Origin of the sequence: Parapedobacter defluvii (assembly GCF_014642075.1) — a bacterium.
Lineage (GTDB): Bacteria > Bacteroidota > Bacteroidia > Sphingobacteriales > Sphingobacteriaceae > Parapedobacter > Parapedobacter defluvii.
Map to the genome: position 1 here is coordinate 354,480 of NZ_BMIK01000001.1, position 22,629 is coordinate 377,108.

18 protein-coding genes are annotated in these 22,629 nt (G+C 46.0%); 11 read left to right on the forward strand and 7 right to left on the reverse strand.

The genetic code is table 11. The annotated features are described in order from the left end of the window. Positions 1–34: 34 nt before the first annotated feature. A complete protein-coding gene (locus tag IEX60_RS01395) occupies positions 35–463 on the forward strand; it encodes a hypothetical protein (protein WP_188746632.1) in 429 nt (142 codons plus the stop codon). A 302-nt stretch (positions 464–765) separates the two neighbouring features. On the opposite strand, the gene IEX60_RS01400 is transcribed toward IEX60_RS01395, so the two are convergent. Then, positions 766–1,005 (reverse strand): helix-turn-helix domain-containing protein, encoded by a 240-nt coding sequence (locus tag IEX60_RS01400; protein ID WP_188746634.1) that lies wholly within the window; start codon positions 1,003–1,005, stop codon positions 766–768. 474 nt (positions 1,006–1,479) lie between these two features. Between IEX60_RS01400 and IEX60_RS01405 the strand changes: the two genes are divergently transcribed. From IEX60_RS01405 to IEX60_RS01440, 8 genes are all read left to right on the forward strand, one after another. Beyond that, the gene (locus tag IEX60_RS01405; RefSeq protein ID WP_188746637.1) at positions 1,480–2,070 is read left to right on the forward strand and encodes an RNA polymerase sigma-70 factor; all 591 of its coding nucleotides are present in this window, start codon (positions 1,480–1,482) and stop codon (positions 2,068–2,070) included. A gap of 69 nt (positions 2,071–2,139) precedes the next feature. Next, on the forward strand, positions 2,140–3,309 hold the full coding sequence (locus IEX60_RS01410; RefSeq protein WP_188746639.1) for a FecR family protein: 1,170 nt from the start codon (positions 2,140–2,142) through the stop codon (positions 3,307–3,309). Positions 3,310–3,527: 218 nt separating this feature from the next. After that, the gene (locus IEX60_RS01415) at positions 3,528–6,779 is read left to right on the forward strand and encodes a SusC/RagA family TonB-linked outer membrane protein (protein ID WP_188746642.1); all 3,252 of its coding nucleotides are present in this window, start codon (positions 3,528–3,530) and stop codon (positions 6,777–6,779) included. A 4-nt stretch (positions 6,780–6,783) separates the two neighbouring features. Next, a complete protein-coding gene (locus IEX60_RS01420; protein ID WP_188746644.1) occupies positions 6,784–8,490 on the forward strand; it encodes a RagB/SusD family nutrient uptake outer membrane protein in 1,707 nt (568 codons plus the stop codon). Between the two features lie 117 nt (positions 8,491–8,607). Further along, complete coding sequence (locus tag IEX60_RS01425; RefSeq protein WP_188746646.1) at positions 8,608–9,603, forward strand: BT_3987 domain-containing protein; 996 nt, start codon at positions 8,608–8,610, stop codon at positions 9,601–9,603. 12 nt (positions 9,604–9,615) lie between these two features. Further along, positions 9,616–10,698 (forward strand): hypothetical protein, encoded by a 1,083-nt coding sequence (locus IEX60_RS01430; protein WP_188746648.1) that lies wholly within the window; start codon positions 9,616–9,618, stop codon positions 10,696–10,698. Next, complete coding sequence (locus IEX60_RS01435) at positions 10,695–12,536, forward strand: right-handed parallel beta-helix repeat-containing protein (protein WP_229717350.1); 1,842 nt, start codon at positions 10,695–10,697, stop codon at positions 12,534–12,536. Before IEX60_RS01430 ends, IEX60_RS01435 begins: the two co-directional genes overlap by 4 nt. A gap of 334 nt (positions 12,537–12,870) precedes the next feature. Further along, on the forward strand, positions 12,871–13,116 hold the full coding sequence (locus tag IEX60_RS01440; protein ID WP_188746650.1) for an agmatine deiminase family protein: 246 nt from the start codon (positions 12,871–12,873) through the stop codon (positions 13,114–13,116). A gap of 389 nt (positions 13,117–13,505) precedes the next feature. Here IEX60_RS01440 and IEX60_RS01445 read toward each other — a convergent pair whose 3' ends face one another. Further along, positions 13,506–13,847 carry a WYL domain-containing protein gene (locus tag IEX60_RS01445; protein ID WP_188746652.1) on the reverse strand — a complete coding sequence of 114 codons (342 nt, stop codon included), beginning with the start codon at positions 13,845–13,847 and terminating at the stop codon, positions 13,506–13,508. A gap of 167 nt (positions 13,848–14,014) precedes the next feature. Here IEX60_RS01445 and IEX60_RS01450 point away from each other — a divergent pair, with 167 nt between their 5' ends. Next, a complete protein-coding gene (locus IEX60_RS01450) occupies positions 14,015–14,842 on the forward strand; it encodes a HipA family kinase (RefSeq protein WP_308420722.1) in 828 nt (275 codons plus the stop codon). Then, on the forward strand, positions 14,839–15,672 hold the full coding sequence (locus tag IEX60_RS01455) for a glycosyltransferase family protein (protein ID WP_188746656.1): 834 nt from the start codon (positions 14,839–14,841) through the stop codon (positions 15,670–15,672). Before IEX60_RS01450 ends, IEX60_RS01455 begins: the two co-directional genes overlap by 4 nt. A 105-nt stretch (positions 15,673–15,777) precedes the next feature. On the opposite strand, the gene IEX60_RS01460 is transcribed toward IEX60_RS01455, so the two are convergent. The 5 genes from IEX60_RS01460 to IEX60_RS01480 form a co-directional block, all read right to left on the reverse strand. Beyond that, positions 15,778–16,983, reverse strand: a complete 1,206-nt coding sequence (locus IEX60_RS01460) for an N-6 DNA methylase (RefSeq protein ID WP_188746658.1) — start codon at positions 16,981–16,983, stop codon at positions 15,778–15,780. Next, complete coding sequence (locus IEX60_RS01465; protein WP_188746660.1) at positions 16,983–17,834, reverse strand: hypothetical protein; 852 nt, start codon at positions 17,832–17,834, stop codon at positions 16,983–16,985. Before IEX60_RS01465 ends, IEX60_RS01460 begins: the two co-directional genes overlap by 1 nt. Continuing rightward, positions 17,834–19,567 (reverse strand): zinc ribbon domain-containing protein, encoded by a 1,734-nt coding sequence (locus IEX60_RS01470; protein ID WP_188746662.1) that lies wholly within the window; start codon positions 19,565–19,567, stop codon positions 17,834–17,836. The genes IEX60_RS01465 and IEX60_RS01470 overlap by 1 nt, the downstream gene beginning before the upstream one ends. Positions 19,568–19,713: 146 nt before the next feature. Then, positions 19,714–20,625 carry a hypothetical protein gene (locus IEX60_RS01475; protein ID WP_188746664.1) on the reverse strand — a complete coding sequence of 304 codons (912 nt, stop codon included), beginning with the start codon at positions 20,623–20,625 and terminating at the stop codon, positions 19,714–19,716. Next, positions 20,615–22,621 carry an ORC-CDC6 family AAA ATPase gene (locus IEX60_RS01480; protein ID WP_188746667.1) on the reverse strand — a complete coding sequence of 669 codons (2,007 nt, stop codon included), beginning with the start codon at positions 22,619–22,621 and terminating at the stop codon, positions 20,615–20,617. The genes IEX60_RS01475 and IEX60_RS01480 overlap by 11 nt, the downstream gene beginning before the upstream one ends. Positions 22,622–22,629: the final 8 nt, after the last annotated feature.

The window sequence follows — 22,629 nt, forward strand, 5'->3', positions numbered from 1 at the left end:
AAAAATTGATGAGGCGATAGCCAGCAAGTCTCTTATGTCAAAGTGGAAAAGCTTCAAGGAAAAATTCGAAAAGCTTATCACGGATAGGTCTTACTCGTTGTCGGACTATTCATTCGGCGGCGGCTCTCCTTCGTTTCACGTCAGTGTCAGTCCGAATGCCTTTATGGAAACGGATAATAACGTCTTGGTATTCACGATCGCGATTAGTGTCATATCGGACTTTTGGGCTTACCGGTTCATAGATAGAACGGATACCGCTTGGGAAGCGAGATACTCACCAGCAAGTGAGAAAGAAAGAGAGCTGCTCTCGCAGGTTGGCCAGATCATGAAGGAAACGTTCCCTGGTCATCGACTACTTGAAGAGAAATACCTGTCGGAGGCGTATGATGACGTTGAATCAAGCATAGGACTAAAAAGATCGCCTAGCGTATTCGATTTATTGTTCGTTGACCACGATAACTAATGCAGACGGGAATTGACGATATATTAATAAACCGGGTGGGAAGTTGGTTTTGTTCGGCTAAAGTGGTTAGTTGACCATTTGTTGTTTCCGCAATTAACAGCATTGACTCGCCGGAATTATCAAAGAGATAACGCTTTAACTTACCATTTTGGCTTTCGGCATCGTTTAGACCCTTTTTTAAGCTTGACGTTGCTTGTTAATTTTGGATACTATTGTTAAATAGGTTTTTTTCGGTGCCATTGGCGAAGGCTTCCGATAATCACGAGGTGGGCGTGGCACACTCGAAAAATCCTACAAGCACGTCATGTGTGCGGATAAATCAGCCTTTTCCATTCGTCGATCATTTCAGGTTTCCAGTTGATGTGAGCAAAGAAAGGGTGGGAGATATCTACACCCGTGATGCCTTCAAAAAGCTCATTATGTTGCTTAAGGGCGAAGCGCTTTACCCACGCATTCACCGAAACCAAACTCATGTCCGTCTGCTCTGCTGCTTTTGCCGAGGACAGCCCATCGGCCTTGAGAAAAACCGCACGGCAACGCATACGGAAACAGTGGCTCGGGCCGTTGCGGAAGCCCTGCTCGAGTTAGTGCCGTTGTCCCTCCGTTAATTCTATTGTTTTATCTTCCCCATTTATTCCTATAAACAATAATCGGACACAAAGAAAAAACAAATGCTTTATATAAACTAATTATGAACATTTACTTATGATTATAGGTTACCGCTCCGCGTCTGCGTACTTCGTACGCTAGGTGGTGTCTGCGGCAGTTGCAATATGCTAGTTATTAGGTGGTAAAACTGTTAATGGTATTATTTACTGAATTAATAATTTTGGGATATAAACAACATTAAACCAATATATAACAAGCAATCACTTTATAAAAAAGTTGAGATTATGCATCGCCACTCCCGCCCACGAATGCCAGCGAATTAAAGTTTTCTGACGCATTCGAACTTAGGTTAACCGGAAATTGGCTAACTTTGCGTAAACCAACGAAAACTGATTAGGTGCAAAAAAATGGATTATGCCAAGCAGCTCGATATCGTCCTCCTGGAGCAGATTCGTGATGGAAACGAACAGGCATTTGCTGCGTTGTATGATCGCTATGCTGGCCGGTTGTATGGAAACCTGATCAAACTGGTGAAGGATCGTGACGTGGCGCAGGAACTGCTTCAGGATGTTTTTTTAAAAATCTGGGAAAAGCGGAAATCGATCCGCGTCGAATCGTCGTTTGCGGCGTATCTTTTTGCCATTACCAAACACATGGCACTTAATTTTTCAAGACGTGTCGTATTGGATGCGAAAGTAGTTTCATCACTGGCTGCTGAGGCACCCGACGGGTATTCGCACATTGAGGAGGGGATGATTGCCAAAGAACTGGAACGGCTATATGATAATGCGGTGAACGCACTTCCTCCCAAGCGACGGGTGGTTTATATACGATGCAAACACGAAGGCAAAACCTACGAACAGGTGAGCCGCGAACTGGGGATTTCCACATCCACCATAAACGACCACATGGTTAAGGCTTTGCGCTTTATCGAACAGCACTTACGATATGATGGGGTGGTCGGTTTGATCCTGATCGCCGGATTGCCCTATTTTTAAATTTTTTTTTTCACCGAGCAGATGTTGGCCCAGGGTTAGGTGTCTTATCTTTAAAAGACAGGAGAACCTTTGGCACAAGAAAGAGTATTAGCACGCCTTTTCAGGAAGTATTTAACCCATGAGTTGACCGCGGATGAGCTTACCGAACTTCGTGTGCTCCTCGAAGACGAGTCCAATAGGATGCGCTGGGACGAGCTGGCGCACGAGTCGCTGGTTGAACCGGTTTCAGACGATTTTTTGGGAGATCCGGCTGTTAAGCAAGAGCTTGCTCGGTCTTTTTCAACAATCCGAAGGCGTATGGCCCGGCCGAAGCTTCAGCGGACGCTTTTTCCGGCGGCTGCGGCGATGCTGGCACTGGCCATTGGCCTATGGTGGTTTGCCGGTGGATCCAGCCAACCGTCTGACCCGGCCTTGGCATCCGAATTTGGGAGCGATGCGCTGCCTGGAAGAAATAAGGCCTACCTCATGTTGCCCAATGGCGAGCGCATACCATTGAGCGGCGAGCAGAGTGGTATCGTGGTCAACAAAGGAGTGCGTTACGAAAACGGGGGCATGGTTGTGCGCGAAACCGGTGCGACGTTGCCTACAACTGCGGATACCTTGTTGTTGTCGACGCCGGCGGGCGGACAGTATGCAGTGACGTTTTCCGATGGGTCGCGCGTGTGGCTCAACGCCGGATCGACATTGAAATATCCCATGCGTTTTGGGGATGAGTGTCGAAGCGTCGTCCTGGAGGGCGAAGGTTATTTTGAGGTGGAACCGGATGCTATACCGTTTTCGGTGCATACGGCAGGGCAAACAGTAACCGTATTGGGTACCGCTTTCAACATCTATGGGTACCCGGAAGAAGGGCAGGTGGAGACCACGCTGGTGAATGGGTCGGTAACGGTCAGCAATCATCATTCAGGCACGGTGCATCGGCTCAGGCCCGGCCAACAAAGCATTGTCAATGTAACGCAAACAGCTATCAACGATGTAGCGGTAACGGATTTTACCGCTTGGAGGCAGGGGATGTTCATCTTTAATGATACCGAGCTGACCAAAGCCATCAAGCAGTTGGGCCGGTGGTACAATGTGGATGTGGTTTACGAGGGAGCGCCGCCCAACACCTCTTTTTTCGGAGAGATTGGCAGGGATAAGTCATTGTCGCAGGTGCTGAGCCTGCTCAAGCGCAGCGGCGTTAATTTCCGCATCAAGGAAGCAGTAAACGACCGGAAAGTACTGACGGTCATTCCATAACCAATTTAATAACTTAATAACGACGGCTATGATATAACGGATATTTACTTGATTCGGTGCCTTAATGTACCGAAAAAAAACCGGATGGTGTTGACGCACCATCCGGCAATGCTTGGCGTAAACAGTCTTATTTTTTTACCAAACGTTACAAACATATGAATTATTCTTTATGTGTTAAGGGCATGTGTTGGCCCTTAACCACAAGATGGCTACTCGTTATGAAACTTGCCTTGCTTTTAACCTGTGTATTTACCGTGCATGTGTATGCCGCTACTTATGCCCAGTTGCTTACGATCCGGGCGAAGGAAAAGCCCTTAGCTGAAGTAATGAAGCAGGTGAAGCAGCAGTCTGGCGTTACCTACTTCTTGAACGGCCGTGACATTGCCTTACAAAAAGTCACGGTAAACGTAACAAATAAACCGATTGCTGAAGCAATGGATAGCATGCTTGCTGGATTGCCCCTGGTGTGGACCCTTGACGATGGCGTGGTCGTTGTGGCCGCCGCGCCACCCGTTGGCGAACGGCAGCAGGAACGGCGGGCAACCGGCACCGTCGTTGACGATCAGCGCCTTCCGCTTTCGGGCGTGACTGTATCAGTAGCCGGAACGCCGACCGTGGCCACGACAACCGATGAGGACGGCAAGTTTCAGCTGGTATTGCCCGACGGCGTGGACTCGCTGGCTTTTTCGCTCATCGGTTATTATAGCGAAACGTGGGCAGTGCCTGCTACGGGAGCGATGCAGGTGACGATGCGAGCAGCCGTGAGCGACTTGGATGAGGTGGTGGTTGTGGGGATGAACTTTAGGCAAGCCAAACGATCGGTAACCGGCGCCATGGCCACCATCCAGACCAAAGAGCTTCGGCAGAGCCCCGTTGCCAACCTCAACAACGCGTTGGCCGGCAGGCTGCCGGGTTTGATCAGCGTGCAGTCGTCCGGGCAACCGGGCGACGATGCAGCATCGCTCTACATTAGGGGAATTGCTACCTATGGCTCGAATACGGCACCGTTGATCGTGATCGATGGGTTACCGCGGGGCCAAGGCAGTTTCAGCCAAATCGATCCCAACGAAGTGGAATCGGTTTCCATCTTGAAAGATGCTTCATCTTCGGCATTATACGGTATCCAAGGTGCCAACGGTGTAATTGTCGTGACCACCAAACGGGGTCGCGATGGCCAGAAACCGATCATCGATTTTACCACGCAGCAAGCACTGCAACAGGTTGTTCGACTACCCAAGCCGATTAGTACCTACCAGAGTGCATTGTATTTTAATGAATACGATACGAATAACAATTCCGAGCCTCGATTCAGCGAGGAGGCATTGGAAATCGTACGGTCGGGTTCGGATCTGTTCCTATACCCGGAAGTCAATTGGTTTGACGAGATACTGGAGAAAAACGCATGGCAGGGGCAGTATAACCTCAATATTTCAGGGAGTACCAACCGCGTGCGGTATTTCGTGTCAGGCAGCCATATTTCGCAGGGCGCCTTGTTGAAGCACGATGATCTGTTTTATGAGAACTATGGGAAAAAGAACGGTTTTTCGCGCTATAACTTCCGCTCTAACATCGATATCCAGGCCACGAAAGGACTTCAGTTGCAGGTGGACCTCGCCGGGCGCCTCGAACGGCGCATCGGCCCGTCTTCGGGTTTCCAGGAAGTGTTTAGCCTACTTAACAATATGCCACCCTTTGCGCTGCCGATCTTTAACCCCGACGGGACATTAGGAGCGGCTAGCAATGTCGAAATCCCATTCTGGCGCAACCCTTACGGCCTGGTTACGCAAAGTGGTTATTATGAGAACTCAACCAACGTGATGTATGGAACGATTTCGGCCCGGCATAGCCTGGATTTCCTGCTGGATGGTTTGTCTGCCCAGGGGTTTTTCAGTTTCGAAAACAACAACTTCAACCGAACAATGCGGAACCAGGAATTTGATTCGTATTGGTACCGCGGGTTGGATATGGATGGACTGCCCATGTACCAGCAGACGCGGATCGCGACCACGTTGGCGACATCGGGGAACAATGACATAGAACGGTCCAATTATCTCGACTTCAGGTTGCAGTACGAACAGGGGTGGGATCGCCATCAATTCGCGGCGCAAGTGTTGGGCAACCGGACCCTGCGGATCTATAACCACGAGCTTCCCTATGCCTACCAAGGCGTGAGTGCCCGTACCACGTACAGCTACGATGCGAAATATTTCCTCGAAGCGAACGTTTCTTACAACGGCTCCGAAAACTTCCCGAAGGGTGAACGCTATGGATTTTTTCCCGCGGTATCCGTTGGATGGGTGGCTAGCGATGAGGCCTTCCTGAAAGAGACGCCCGGGCTGAATTTCCTGAAAATAAGGGGCTCGTACGGCTTGGTGGGGAACGACAAAATCGGCGGCCAGCGGTGGTTGTACCTCAGTGATTTTGCGGCAGGCGGTGGCTATGGGCTGGGATTGAGCCCAACGTGGAGGCCTGGGTATAACGAGTCTCGCGTGGGCAATCCGTTCGTAACGTGGGAGCAGGCCCGTAAGGCCAATGTAGGCTTTGAGCTTTCGGTGTTGAAACAAGACATGCTGCAATTGACGTTTGACGTCTTCCATGAACGGCGTTCGAATATCCTGACCACTCCGGGCACCGTGCCTGACTACTTGGGCATATCGACGCTGGCGCCTTTGAATGCCGGCGAGGTGGTGAACAAAGGGGTAGACGGCGAGCTGCGGTTCAACAAACGTTGGTCTGACTTCGGTTTATTCGGTACCCTGCAATTTACCTATGCCCGCAACCGAGTCGTGGAAAATGACCAGCCTAATCCGGCATTCCCCTACCAAGACCTGCGGGGCTATGAAATCGGTTACACGCTGGGGTACCGATCCATCGGCTATTTTACTTCGCAGGACGATATCGATAACAGCGCCCAGCAACAGTTTGACAATAAGCTGATACCCGGCGACATCAAATACCTGGATGTGAACAGCGACGGTGTGATCGATGCATTTGACCGCGTACCCATCCTGGTACAGAACGTACCGCGCTACATGGGCGGCATATCGTTGGGCGGGTCTTATAAATCCGTTGATTTCTCCTTATTGTTGAACGGCGCAGGGGGCGGTACCGCCCGCTATGTGCCGAAGCCGCTGGATCCGATCATCTTGCAACGGTGGACGGAAGAAAACCAGGAAAACGCCAAAGTGCCGGTGGCCAAAAACTCATCCAACAACACGTTGATGTCAGACTTCTATAATTTCCAGACGGACTACCTCAAACTGCGTAACGCCGAAATCGGGTATGCGCTGCATAGCGAATGGCTTAAACATAGGGGGATTAGCGCGATGCGTGTGTTTATTAACGGCCAGAACTTGGCCATTTGGGATCGGCTATGGGTCAAAGACCGCGATCCGGAGGTGAGTGGTACCGATAACTTGCCATACCCCATCCAGCGGATTTTCAATTTTGGGTTAAACATTAGGTTATAACGAGATGAAGACAATATATCAATACCTATCCGGCTTATCGGTGCTGTGTGTGCTGCTATTTGCCGGATGTGAACAGGACTACTTGGAGCGGTCGCCCAGCGACATCATAGACGAGGAAAAAGTGTTTTCCAACCTGAATAATGCGGAAGCGTTCCTGAACAATGCGTACCGGGAAGTACCCCAGCTGGTTTATCGCACCACCAATAGTGGTTCGAGTTATTTCAACCTGGGTTCGGCGACCGACGAATCTGCCCAGATGTGGGGGCATGCGCTGTCGGTGATGGATTTCAATAACGGGAACTGGAACTCGGTATCTTTTCCGTTATTCTGGACATGGCCGGCGTATTACCAGTCGATCCGGCGGATCAATATCTTCTTGAAAAACTACGACCGGATTCCGGAAGAAGTTTCGGGCCAATCGGCCAGCGTGCGTAAACAGCGCCTGCTGGGGGAAGCGTATGCATTACGGGCATACTATTATTTCTTGCTGTATACGATGTGGGGAGAGGTACCGGTATTGACCGATCCGTTGCTGCCGGGAGGCAGTGAAAGCGTGTACCTGCCGCGTAAGCCTCTACCTGAGCTCATAGACCAGATCGACGCCGATTTGCGCGCCGCGGAAGGCCTCCTGCCGCCAAGCCATCCCGACTCGGACTTTGGGCGCATAACGTCGGTTGCCGTAAAGGCGATCCGAGCGCGTTTGCTGTTGTATTTCGCGAGTCCGCTTTCCAATCCGGCGGACGATGCAGCTCGCTGGGAACGGGCCGAAGAGGCGGCATGGGAAGCCATCCAGGATGCCGAGGAGAATGGATACGCGCTCTCGCTGACCGACAATGGTGGAAGAAAGGCGTATGAGCGCATTTTTTTGGAAATGCGCAACCCCGAAACGCTCTGGTCTAGTTTTGGCCCCTTTGAAGGTAATGGCAGCTATTGGGATTTTTGGGCCAGCTCACTGGGCCAGGGGGGGTGGTACGGCGAAGGACCCCTCCAGGACTTTGTGGATGCCTATGAAACCAAAGCCGGCGAATTGCCCGTGTTGGGGTACGCGCCCGATGGGACGCAGATCGTCAATCCGGCTTCGGGCTACGATCCGCAGCGCCCGTTTGAAAACCGCGATGATCGGTTTTACCAAACGGTGCTCTACCATGGAGCGATGTGGAAGGGACGCCCGGTGAATGTGGCGCCCGGAGGCATGGACTATTCGACCGACAAGCCCCGGGTGAATTACTTTTGGCGGAAATATACCTTAGAAGACCATAACCTCTATACCGGAACGGGCATGGCCGAACGCCGGTTCGTCTTGTTCCGCCTCTCCGAGCTATACTTAAACTATGCGGAAGCCCGCAATGAGCGGCTGGGTGCGCCCGATGACGCCATTTACGATGCCGTGAATGTATTGCGCAGACGGGCCGGGCTGCCCAATCTGCCCGCAGGGTTGAGTAAGGAAAGCATGCGCGAACGGATCCGGCATGAGCGTAAGATCGAACTGGCCATGGAAAACCACCGCTTTTTCGATGTAAGGCGGTGGCAGATCGCAGAAGTGGTGGATAATCGTGCCGTAAGGCGCATCAACGTATCGGCGGCCGGAGACATCACCTACCCGGTATGGGGCAACCGTGTATTTGATCGTACCAAGCATTACTTGTTCCCGATTCCGCAGCTGGAGGTCGAAAAAAGCGGCGGCGTCCTGATACAGAATCCAGGTTGGTAGTCTTTTGATTTACGTAATGGGAAAGATAATAAAATGAACCCGACATGATTAATCCCCCAACTGGCGGATTGATCATCAACGGCTCCATCTGACAACTGAAAACTGAAGAATACACAGATGAAAGAGATCACGAAATGGGCCATCATGCTAATGGCCTGCGTTGCACAGGTAATGACCGGGTGCGATAAACAAGTAACTATTGAAGACAGGGGCAGCTACCAAAAGCTCTATATCCCACAGGCGGCAAGGGGTGCTGTCGCCGTTGCCTTCACGACCGGCGACACCGAACCCGATACGGTGACCTTCGGGGTGGCGGTAGGCGGATTCGACGTGCCCACCAATGCCATAACGGTACGCTTCGAAGTGGCCGAAGAGGCAGTAGCGGCCTATAACGCTGCAAACCGGACTGACTACCCGCTACTGCCACCGGAAGCATTGGCGCTCCTGGACCCAGAACTGGGTATTCCCGCCGGGCAGGTCAATTCGGCAGTGGGCAAGTTGGTGATCGACCCGCAGTACCTCGAAAGCGATGCGGCCTACCTACTGCCCATTCGGATAGCCGACGTGTCCGGCCAGATCGGTCGGTATGCCGAAGATATCCACACGTTGTATGTCGTGGTGACGGTGGCACCAGCGCCGCCGGTGTACCACGAAGACCTCGATCGCACAGGTTGGGAGGTGGCGTCGTACTCCTCCCACGATCCGTGGGAAGGGGGAGCTGAAGGGCACGCCAATTCGGTGCTTGACGGAAATTTCTATACGTTTTGGGTGAGCAAATGGATGGGTGGAGAACTGCCATTGCCCCATCATATCGTCATCGATATGAAGGCATCGCAAACGTTGCATGGCGTTTCGTTTATGAACCGAACGTTCTGGGACGAGTATACGAACGGGCAGCCCCGAGAGGTGACGGTGGAACTATCGGCCGATGGGACAAGCTGGGAACTGGCCAAAGCGTTCACGGATATTCCGAATCCCGAAGGGACGGCAGCAGGCAACTGGATCCGTTTGACATTCGATGCACCGATGGATGCCCGTTATTTCAAGTTTATCGTAACGGGGATACACGGGGTCGGCTCTGTAACGTCGGTAGCCGAGCTTGGCGCCTTTTAGCACGGAGGGGATATGAATAGATACGTTCTGCTCCCGCTGGTGTTAGGCCTATTCTCGTGCGGAAAGCAGGCAGAGGGCCCTGCTGTTGACCATGAAACGGAACTGCGGGTGGGCTGGCAGGTGAGCCAGCCCACTGCCCAACCGTATACGTTTGACCAGCTGCCGGGCATCGCTCGCTACCGGGGGGATTTGTACATGCTCGGCAATGCCGGCACACCCTGGAACAACGCCGATGACGATCGGTGGAACGGGTGGGCGCTGTATAAGGGAAGTGGCCCGGACGACCTCTCGGAAATGCCCCAACCCCGGATGGCTGCTAACTTTCCATACCTGCGGACCGAGGGCAACGAGTGGTGCTATTATTGGCTGATGGGATTGTGGGTGGATGAGGCCACCGGTATTTTTTACTCCATTGCCTACAGCGAATATAACTACATGAACGGATGGGACTCGGAAGCCAAGGAGCGGCGGTTGGGATTGGCGGTATCGCATGACCAGGGGAGCACCTGGACCTATGAGGGCGATATTGTTACGCAGGATAAGTCATCGCCGCCGCCGGCCAATAGCCAATATTACGGCGTGGGCGACATAAGTTTTTTCGTGCCGGGCGACGGGTATGCATACATCTATTACAAACAGGGGTACTATTCGTTAACCACACTTCACCGCACCCAACAGGATATTTCAGTGGCCCGTTGTGCGCTTGACGATCGGTTGGCACCCGGGAAGTGGAAAAAATTCTATGCAGGCGGGTGGGATGAACCGGGCCTTGGCGGAAAGGAGACTGCCATCATCCCGTATGTCAATATAGCCAATGTGGCCTATAACACCTATCTGGATCATTTTGTCTGCATCGGCAATGCGCCATCAGGGCGATCGTTCATCAGTTTTGCCACGGATATGGAACGCCAGGACTGGACTGAGCGGGATTTCAGCTTTCCCGATATCACATCGTTTTACAATTGGCAGGTAAATAGTGAGGACGGCAATGCCCATCGGATGGGAAAGCAAATTGAACTGTATACCGCCGGTATCGATGCGGCCAGTGGCCAGCGCACCGGTTTCCGGTATACCATAACTTTTACAAAAGAATGAAACGCTTAGGTATTTTTTGTTTAATGGCCGCTGGCCTGATGTTCGGCCCGGAGAAAGTCGTGGTAGCTTCGGAAATGGCACCGGTCGTAATTCGCGTAGCGGATAGCGGCCTGATGCCCAATACACGATTGAATGTGGAACCCATGATCCGTAAATGGTTACGGATGCACCGCGACCACCCTGTCCATTTGGTCTTCCCGGCGGGGCGTTATGACTTCTGGCCCCACCACCGCGATGAAGCGTTGTTTGCCCCCTCGGTAGCATTCAATCTGACCGGAATGAAAAATGTGACGGTCACGGGCGCGGGTACCGCCTTTGTCTTCCACGGCCGGATGATGCCATTCAGGATCGACCACGCAACCGATATCCGGCTGGAAGGGTTCAGTATCGATTGGGATCGGCCCTTCGTCTCGCAGGGACAGATCGTATCGATCACAGACGACTACGTAGATATGTCGATCGATAGCCGGGCCTATCCGTATGAGATCGTAGGCGACTCGATTTTTTTCCTGGGGGAAGGCTGGCGGAGCCCGATCACCAAGAATTACAATAATCTCTACGACAAAGACAGGAAGGAAATCGTTTACCAAACACGGGATAACCCGCTGGGCGATCTCCCCGGTGCCCCTGCCACCAAGTTGGACGGCGACCTGGTGCGGTTCCATTTCCGGCCAAAGGTTAAACCTGAAGTCGGTACCTTTGTAGCACTCTACCATGGAGCTTATATTACCGATGGCATCCTGGTGATCAATAGTGAGCGTGTTGAAATAGTAGATGTAACCATCTATCATACGTTGAGTTGTGGGGTGAGCGGTTATCGGAGCACCGACATCTCCCTTAAAAACGTGCAAATCATAGCCAATGAAGCGAAGGGAAGAGTGTTCAGTGTGATTGCTGATGCCACGCATTTTAACGGCTGCAAAGGGACGATAGTCATGGACGGTGTGACTATGACCGGTGCGGGCGATGATTTTACCAATGTGCATGGGATGTATGCACCCGTCGATTCGGTGACCGGCGATCGGTCGGTCATGGTGAAACCGAACGCACGCTACATTGGTTTTGACGAGGGGGAAATAGCCTGGGTAGTCGATACGTTAACCATGCAGCCGAAGGATTCGATACGGGTGGTCGGACAGGCAACCGTGTGGCATGCCGGAAAGGTGGTGGGGTACCGGGTAACCTTCGACCGGCCCCACCGGGGCGCGGTATCGGCAGGCGACCTGCTCGAAAACGCCGATCGTAACCCTGATGTCTTCGTCCGTAATTGCCGGGTGCTGAAGCGGCACCGGGCGCGTGGGATACTGGTGACCACGGCTGGAAAAGTGGTGATCGAGCATAATTACTTCAATACCGCTGGTGCAGCCATTCTTATTGAGGGTGACACCGACCTTTGGTACGAATCGGGCGGGGTACGCGACGTGCTGATCTCCAATAACGTATTCGAAAACTGCTATACGTCTGGAAACAACATCATCGACAGCCCGTGGGGGTGGGGAGAAGGCGTCATCACAATAACGCCGTCTATCCGGCCGGACCGGCCGGATTTTCCGACTTTTCACCGGAACATCCGGATCATGGAAAATACCTTCAGGCACTATGACCACGCCATCTTGTATGCACGATCGGTTTCGGGGTTGGTATTTGCGAAGAACCGCCTGTTGCGGACCTTTGACTATGAGCCGTTTTACCGCCCGGTTGGCATTTACCTGGATGGCTGCAAAGCGGTTACATTGGCGGACAACGAGGCAGACGATGACTTTTTGGGGAAGTCCATCCATTTTGAACACATGCCTAAGCGGGAAATCACCCAGCGAGGGCAGCGGGTGTTTAAGTGACGCGTTGTTGCCTCCTCCAGCGGTATTGCTTGCCCTTGGAAGTGTGAAATCTGCAGCGGACCCGTCTTGTTTTAAACGAGACGGGTTTTTGCATCAAACGGTACTTCGTCACAATCGTTTGAAGTTTCTCCACGAAAGTATATCGCAGATCATATCAAAGAATGCCCGTGGCCTTATTGTTATGAACTGGAACTTGGACCTCCTCCGCCTTTTTCAGCACCCAGTACGATATATCAATAGGGTTATTAGGTCTTAAAGTATCGAATCCGACCTCAAGTAAAACCCCTTCTTTAATGCCGGGAGCAGCATCAAAGAGAGCTTTGAAATCCCAGTGATGATGAAGGTAATTAAAATGCCTTATAATGTTTACCAACAAGCGCAACGATCAAGCAAATGCAATTATTTGGAAATGGACGGCTGCATAGTCGTTCCGACTTTTGGCTTCAAAGAAGACGAGGAAGTAGTTGAGCAATTCGAAAGCATATTTAGCGGGAAGAAGATCGTAACTTTAGATAGCAATGACATAGCCAATGAAGGCGGTGTGTTAATTTGCATAACATGGAATATAAAGGCCAATTAACAAAGTAGTAGGCGGTATTACCACTTAAACTTCCTAAAAAGGTGAATGTACTGGGCCGACCAATTTCACGAAATCCTTTTCTGCTTTCGATCGTTCATTTGCGATTTAGCTTTGTGCTTGGCGTATTTGGCCTCGGCTTTTTTCACCTTCGCTATCGTCTTAACCCTTTCGATGATTATTCGATAACGCTGTACGACGGAGTTCATTATAGGTGGTGTGCTAAGGACCGTAGGTGGTGTGTTAAGCTTGTTAGGAGGTGATGTGATAACGACCTTAGGTAGTGTGTTGAGCTTGTTAAGTGGTGGCGTGTTAAGACCGAAGGTGGTGTGTTAAGCTCAGAAGTTGGCGTCAAGCGTACCAAAAAAAAAGCACGTTTTACGATTTGGTTATCACCCCAACGCTCCCCTCAGCCTTTCCTCAATTTTCAATTTAAAATCCTCCGGCTCCAATACTCTCACGCGTTCGCCGTGCGAAAGAATCACCGTTTCCAATTCAAAATTAGGGATCACGTCGATCGAAACCGTCACACCCTCTTCCGACTTCGAAACGATCCGTTGCGATCCGTGTAGCGGTTTGGATAATATGTACGGAGCGGACTTCGCCGTAAAAAACAATACAATACGTTGCAGTGTCTGTCCCTCGATGCGGCTCACACCGGTGATATCCTCAAAATAATCAATCGGGTCGAAACACGTATTTTCGATAAAGGCAGTTTCTTTGCTTTCCTCCATGCTTATAATGCGGTCAAGTGCCAGCGTAGAAATTCGCTGTAGAAAATCCGGCGGAAGTACGCCACATTCTCTGATTTTTCCTGAGGACCATATTTGCCTATTGGTCCTCAATTTTTTCTCTTTCCATTGAAATTCATATCTTTACCTCAACTAACTGCTTTTACCTTTTGCTGCCATCCAGAGTATCCATATCACCCATTAGCCGAGCAATAGAAACTGGTGGAAGCAGGCCTGTTGTGGTAATGGCGGATGACTTTGAGGAGTATATTTGTAAGTACGACTCCAATGGCAAGTTAATCAACGAATATTGCTCGCTTTGTTTTCTTGATGCTTGGGGAATACCCCATCTGCCAGGAGCATTAGTAAACATACTGCCGGAGCATATTAATCCTGAAATAATTTCAAATCGAACGCAGCCTCACCATTTCGGTAAACCAAGTTTCGGATTACGCTACCAGAAAGAAACGGTGGACGTCTCTAACATGTTTGTCGGCCTCAAGGGCAATTATCACGAGCTCGGCAAGTATCAGAGTAGGCATACATTATTGAAGATTGCTTTGTTCGATTTATGGCTAGCTAACACCGATAGAAGCGCAAACAACTACAACCTATTGGTGCAGTCTGTCGAAGAGCGATTTCAGATTATCCCAATAGACCATTCCGACGTTTTCGATGGGTGCCGGTTGGGGCAGGAGCTGGCTCAGCTCACGCCGGAAGACAGTATTTTATATGCTGATTTGGCGCACGTTTTGTTGTATAATCCAAAGAAAATAGCCGATGAGGCCAATGCGATTTTGGATAACTTTCCTACCTTTGTATTAAATTGTGGTAATATGTTGCCCGATATTGTTGCAGGGATGCCCGATGGATGGTGCCTCAATAAACAGCAATTGGAACAGCAGATCCGCGAAGCGGTGGTCGAAAACAACGCGTGGTTGAAGGATACCGAGGCTAACTTTAGGGAATTGGTGGCGCCGCTAACAAAAGGAGCATGATGAGGACGTTTTATTCCATCCTGTATTGCAGTATTCGTCCGAATCAGGATGAACGCATCACTATTGGCCTATTTATGGCTGATGGTGTCCAATGTCATTTTGCCTATGCAGCCGATAAGCTGAACGTTATTAAGGATTTGTTACCCGATGGAGGATATCAGCTCGTTAAATCAAATTTACGGGCTATCGAGCAACTTGCTACGTCATGCCAGTCTGATCTACTCAAAGGACATAAGGGCCAACGATTTTTAAGCGAGAGCTATTTGGAATATCTCTCCGTATATGCAAACAATCTGCTTACTTTTTCTAAACCTGTGCCGCTGAATGTGGCGCTTGATGAGCACACATTCGATAGGCTGTTTGAAAAATTTGTATTTACTTTACCCCAGCAGCGACAAAAAGTGCCGGACTCCACTGCTTACGCAAAGCGACGTTTGGTTAAGTCGATTGGCAGGCATGTAAACTTTGATGTAGAGCTTACCGAAAATGACTTCGCAGGTCTGATTGTTCCGTCAAAAGTATCGTTTATCGGTAGAAATGATGTGAAGGTAGTAGGGGAAATAAGTGATTTCAGCAAGGCTCTCCACATACTCAAGCCTCAAATCGGTGCACACCTTTTTTTGGTTGATACCATTAGGCGACAGGAGAAAGATGCCAAATTTTTCTTCGTAGGTGACGAGCCTTCCAAAAAACTAAAAGATCATCACGATATCTGGGAAAGCCTAAAAAATTACCAGCCTATTGAGTGGGTGCCAACTGATGAGGTGCAACAAATAGAGGAGTATATGGCAGATCATGATGTGTCTCCTTTTTTTGAAGTCCAAGTATAACGATTTTATAGGCTAAACAGCTGTCCGAAAAAAGGGGGGGGTACATAGGCACACCGGCACACCTGCTAAAGTTTGCGATCACTTTTTTTTGCCGGAATATCGATTTTATTCTTCAGCAATTTTTTCGGAAGAGGCGGCATTTTTAATAGGAAAATTCATTAAATCAGATAAGCTAATTACCTTTGCGCAAACTCCATGAGAATTTGCTTTAAACCATTCCTTGCCTTCTTCGGAAGTTAGGGAATTCCACAATGCCAAAGCTTGTATATCAGGTAGTGTTATTTTTAACAAGCAATCTGAAATAGGCAGTTTTCCACTTTTTATTTTAGCCATCTTTCCGATTTTTCCCACTCTTGAGATAATTATATCTCCTGGCTCAGCGCAAACAAAGCCATCAAAACTTTTACTTTCTTCACCCCCAAGATCGAGATTAATAGATAGGTTGGGCAAATTCGTAGAATGCAGGTATTTTATTTTTAAATTCTTCAATTCTTTATGTGTTTTGTTGCCTCGTTTAATTATCGGTTTCAAATGCTTCAGACAGATTTGATTTGTGCAGAATTGGTTTGCTTTTTTCCATTTGTTATATTTGTAATCCATTCTCTCGACTAGAGCATCTTGGTCAATATCAATCTGATCCACTATTTTGCCGAGTTCATTAGATAGAAAGACAGGAACGTAAGAGCTAGTTGATGAACCTTTTTCGATAATAACAATATGAGTGAGTGCTTCTGTTTTCTTAAAAATGTTTTCTGGAAGCTGGATGACAGCTTTAATATTATGAGAAGTCAGTAAAGATGATCTTAATGATATAAATTCTTTTCCCGTTATCAGTCCATCGGGAAGGATAATTCCTAACTCGCCTTTTCTAACTAAAATTTCAAGATTTTTGGCCAAAAATAAAACATCGGAAGTAATTTTCTTTAAATCCTTGCATTCATCAAGTTGAGCCTTTTCAAAAATGGTAAGTATATCGGGAGTGGGATTTACCTTTAGGTAAGGAGGATTACAGATGGCTATGTCAATAGAATCACAAATATTTAGTCTTTCTATGATGTTTTCCTTAATTGTGTCTAATTGAAAAGATTTTACGTTTGGAAACTCAAACTCAGTCCTCATCCTTTGGATGGAATGATCATCAATATCTGTGACATAGAACGATGCATTAGACCATCTTTCGAATGCGGCACGAAATAGCGCGCCGTCGCCAACACCTAATTCAACGATATTTTTGGGATTGGAAATAGACAGGTTATCGATTAATAGTTTCGAGAATATCTGATTTGTATAATATCTGCCTAAAATATCCATTATAGATTAAAATAACTTTTTTTGTACTTATTATATAATTTCAATCTTGTATACGAAGGTTGGGGGGGAGCAAGACGGGAATAAAATGTCTCAAAATAACCGTTGAATTTATCCCGATCCTTTGAATAGTCCCATGTCCAAACTGTATTAGTTTTCTTTTTCGAACCATCTAAAATTAGCCTTTTAAGTATTCCAGCAAAAAGAAAGTTATTAGAAATCCTTACCGTGTTATGGCAAACGGAAATTATTGTTTGAAGCGTATTAAAGTCACATTTTATTGGTTTTTCAACATTATGAAGGTGTTTATCCAACCCCAATGAGATAGCATTTTTAGAACCAAATTTGCCAAATCTATGGACGATGCAGTGCCGTAGCTCGCAAATCTCGCTAAAAGAGTTCAAATTTGAAGATAAATCAGGAGAAAGATTTGATTCCTGGATATTAAGATTTAGAAAATTATTAATGGAGGTTATTATGTTTTTTTTTCCTGCGAATGATACATCTTCGAATAGAGCTTCCGGAAGCGTATTTTTTTTGTTAGATAATACGGCTCCATAGGTTACTTGCCGTTTTTCACAAATGTTCCTACAGGTATCGTCAATTAGGATTAACTTTCTGAATAACGCTCTAAAATAGCTCTCGATTGCAGAAATATATCCTAGAATTATTAGATTTCCTAATACCGCCGAAGGGTTTGCCGTCATTAATTTATTGATTTCTATACCATTTGTGATAAAGCTGTCAATAGGGGATATGTCAGAATCAATATAGGCTCTATCAATTGCCTTATTGAGGTCATAAGGTGTAAGCCCTGGAAGGACGGCGTTGGCTGAAGGTAAAGTTAACATCATTAAGCTAGAAATTCATCGACGGTTTTTAATACCTCATTGTAAATTTTATTCGACCTTATTTGTCCAATTTGAGGTATTTTTCTGAGTTCAGACCCCGGATCTTGAAGACTAATTATATCGCCAACTGTATTCAGCCTAATCGTTAATAGCTTGTCTTTAGTCCAATTGGTAAGAGGTAACTCATTGACTGAAATTTTTAGACACGTTTCAAAGGCTGATTGATTTACTAGTTCATTGCCGCATATATGGCAGAACCTTTGTTCAGGGCTTAGACGTGGCGTACTACAATTTTGACAGGGAGGTAGGTCAAGCGTGAGGCCTTCCAATTCTTTCTTGCCCAACAAGTTCTGTATCGATCGTCGCAAAGGCTGCTTTCTTGCTTTTAGATTTAGTGAGTTTAAAACCTCTTTAAATCCTCCTTTATTAGATTTTACAAACGTTCTATTTTGAATTAGAAATATCATATGCGGAATATACCGTCTGTACTCCCGTCGTTCGTTACTTCCCTCTTGTTGGCCATGCTTGACAGGTGTATCTTCATATAACAATCCGGCTTCAATAAGAAACCGGATCATCCTATCAGCTAATTTATATTGTTCGATGCTTTCACTACTAATTCCTATCATTAAATTTCGCTCGCTTATCAACCTGCTATTGTCATCTTTGATTTCTTGAGTAATTTGTTTAAACAAGTGATTGCCGGCCTCGATTACTTTCCGGTACTGAATAAGCTTTTGAGAAATAGACAAATATTCAGTTTCTATAAATTGCACTTGTTGTTCTATAACAGCATTAAATTTAGCATTAGCAACCTTTTCAGGTCTTGATTTATAATTTCTAAGCAAACTTATAAACGCTCGTGGAACCCCAAAGGAAGCAAACTTGAATAATTCAATAAGTTCAGTGCTCACTCCTTCTTTGAAATTTTCGAATCGCTTTTTTATCAAACTATCCATGAAGGATGAGTAGGTAGGAGATTCAACACTTAGCCAACATTCAACCATTTCGGCATCATGTCCCATGTGGAACCTGGGGCCAAATTGAGTTGTACCTGGATAAACCGAAGCCTTTGGGCTAATAATTTTTGTTTTTAAACTTCTAAAAACGTCGAAAAACTCAACCAGATACTCTGGAGTTAAAGTCAGAGCAGCATCATCCAACATTAGAATTAGCCTTTTCCTGCCTGTTTCGGTTGTTAATTGTTCCAAAAAAATAATAAGCCAATTGATATTCAGTATACTAATTAAGGGATCATCACTTAATTGCGACGCTTTCAACTTTTCTGCCTTTGCTACAAATTCTTGAATAGTCACTTTGTTCAATGGGTTTGAATCTATACCCCATAGAGGGATCGACTTCTTTTCATCCTCGATAATGCCAATAGCGCTCAATAGAATTTTACAAAGTACCCACGTGTGGAAAATTTGAATTGCGTTTGGAGCTTTCGTTAAAAATGGTTCGAGGTGGTAGTATTTGCTAAATGAGACAAATAAGGAAAGAGGTTTATTATTATCTTTTTGACATTTGAGATGGGCGATTTTCATTTGATGTGTTTTACCAGTGCCTCTCGGGCCAACTAATAATTTCGCACCAACGCCGAGCAATTTTTGCTGAATATGATTAAAGTGTTCGTTTTCAACGTTCCAAAGTTCTAGGTCGGAATCGTCTATGTAGTCAGACCTTTCTTCGAACTCTTTCTCATCGTAAACACTTGTAACGGATAAAACGGTCATAGATAAATTATTAGACTTAGCGGTGAAGATAGGAATTTTTTTGCAGGCTTTTTGATTATAATGTCAAAGCACATTTTAGATTTTGAGGATGTTTTTTGAAAAAAAATAGCTATTAATTTATCTTATGAATGGGCAAATAGGGAGTATCATATATCGTAGTTAATATTGAATAAATGCCAATTTCCGATACCGAGTCCCTTGCCTAATTTTTCTCGTGGATGATCATATAGGACTGCAACTTTGGTTTTAGGCATTAGTACCAAAAAAAGACAAGCTCCGATATTCATTGGTTTTGTAGCAAAAGGAGCAATAAACATTTCCCAATCGTCTTCTAATCCTTTATAAATGTACAACAATTTCTTGTAAACTGATAATGGGTCAGTGGCCCCACAGTAACTTACACCACCAGAGATTCGCCTATCTTTCATTACTGCTAAATTATTTGTGAAAGAGTGCATTTCCCACCCAGGAGAAAAGGCTGGGACTCCAAAAACCACACAACATTCCGCGCCGTGGATTTGTGTGTCTTCTAGCGCTCGGTCAATCCGCTCAGATTCAAAACCGCATAAGAAAACGACTTTTTGAACAATATCATTTGTGATGGTTAAAGAATGGCCTGGAATTGCTTCAAACCCCACTGATTCTTCACATAACTCAAAATCTCTCCTGTGTAAAACCTCTCTAAGGGACTTATTTTGATTGTATTCACTTGGTTCGATATAAATTATTGAGAAGCTATTCTTGTTTAGATCTTTGAATGACTGTAAGAGAATGAGTAATTCTGCAAACCCCAAACTCGTCGCATCCAAAATTATGTTATTGCTAGTAAAATGTTTGAGCTCATCATTAACATCATCCTTGTCCACTATGGTTTCATCAATTTGAATCTTAAACTCTTTAGGATGGTATTTAAACATTATCACTTTAGATGCTTTTTTTTTGACGAAATCTGACGCGATGGAACACCGTTCGTCATTCTCTTCACCTATAATTCCATAATCCCAAGTTTCAAATATTAGTTGATCGCTGCTAGAACCATACTGCATCTCAATTTCCATATTCAAAAGGTGTTAGGTTTGAAAATAGGTTTAGTTCATCAGAAATAGGAAGCATGTTCCACTTTTTTAATGTCATTCGCAAAAAGGATTCAAAATCTTCGAAATTCCCACAAATTATCGTCTCAATCTGGCTTGGCTGTAGATCAAATCGTCTTTTTTTTCGATAGCTTATGTGGAAATAAGGTGCATAAATTGGGTTCAAAACATATTCAAAATCCTCTGTTTCTAACTTGCTTTTGCCACCCTTTTGCTTTGTTATTTTATTTTCGTAAAAAACTGACCACTTTATAGCTTCTTGTAAAAGTGATTGAGCCTCAGAATTCAAAACCCCCTTTACACTAAAATGATTTTGTTCCGGTTCACTTTGTGTGATTCGTTTTTGTGCGTATTTAAAGTATGTGCCAAGTCTTAAAACGATCGTATGAAGTTTATTGCCGAAGTTTCCAAATGACTTAACCTCTTTTAAAAAACTTGAACTAGCTTGCTTCGCTGCATCAGCTTGAGATTTAACACTGATTTGTCGCAGACTAATAGAGCTTGATAATCTTTCATTGGTTATTGATTTAAAGCACAGCTCTAGAAAATGCCTTAAATTGGTTTTCGATAATAAACAAAAGGAGTCGAAACCCGCGTATAGAGGGCACGTCCTCCCCAAAGGTTCATAGATCAGAAGAATACACCCAAACAGATTGTTATGTAGCCAACCAGTATTTCCGGTAAATTTATTCTTTTCACCATTTTCTAGTTTCCCGAGTTCAAATAAGATGTCGTCAACCTTTACGCCCTTTCTGGAGAGAAGCGAAGGTATAATGATTGTCGCAGCTGGTTGTTTGTAGGAAATAAGTTTTTCCGGTTTGATCTTTGCTGCTTGTGATCTTAGCGATTGTTTTAGTAGCGTTTCGTGTCGGTTTCGCAATACTGTATCTTTTAGTATATTTTCGGCAATCGAATCGGGGGATATTGAAGGAAGAAAACCATTAGCGGCTTTTAATACTTTTGATTTGTACTCCGGAGATCTTCTTCTTTTTAACGATTCTGACGAAGAGCTTCTTAGATCACTGATAGAAATAGGTGAATCAACTATGTTATTTTCTATTTTCATCAATCGTAAAAATAATATCTCGGCAGCGAATAAATCAAAGCTAATAGCACCTTCGTAATAAGATTCTAAATCGTATTCTCTGTAATCATGTATTTCAGAGAGTTGTTCTTTCCCAATAGTCTGTTTTTCAGCGAAGGAATTCCTTTTCATTGCCAAATTGAAAACTAAAGGGATTTCGCTGTGTTTCAACCATGTATTTATTAACTTTTGTTGTTCTTCAAGTAGGTTTTCATATTCGTCGATATAAACAAAGAAATTTGAGTTTTTAAAAGCAGGTGCCTGTAGAATTAGTTCAGTAAGGAGTTCGTTTACAAATATTTTAGGAAGGAATACCGGGTGTTCAATTTGCCTAATTGATCCGACCCATGTTTGAAAAGTATTAAATTCACGCCTTAAGAATGTTTTTAGCTTGTGAAAATTGCCCGGTATAGCTTTGTTGAAGCTGTCTAATATATTAAAATCCAGATTTTCAAGTTTGATTTGGTCAAAATCGGCGAAGCTTGAACTGGCAATACTTTCGACACTTTTTAATACTTCTTGACTTATGAGTAATGTGGCCATATGTTCAAATGCTTTCTCCCAAGTTTCATTTTCTAAACTTCTTTTTGATAATTGTTTAGCAAATTGAGTATCGATTTTCCAATATAAACCAATATGTTTTAGATCGTCTTGAATTATATCTGTTCTTTTAGGTGAAAATTGTGTTTGGTGACAAAGAAATCTAAGTAAGCTCGTTTTCCCACACCCCCTCCCTCCGACAATTACTCTAGGTTTTCGGGCAGTTAATAAATCCAAATTATCATAAAATGGAGGAATCACAAATTCTTCCCAAAGGTCGAATCCTAATTCCTCTGCTCTATTCTGCGCTAGCGGATTTTCTTGTCTTATATTCATTGGTCAAA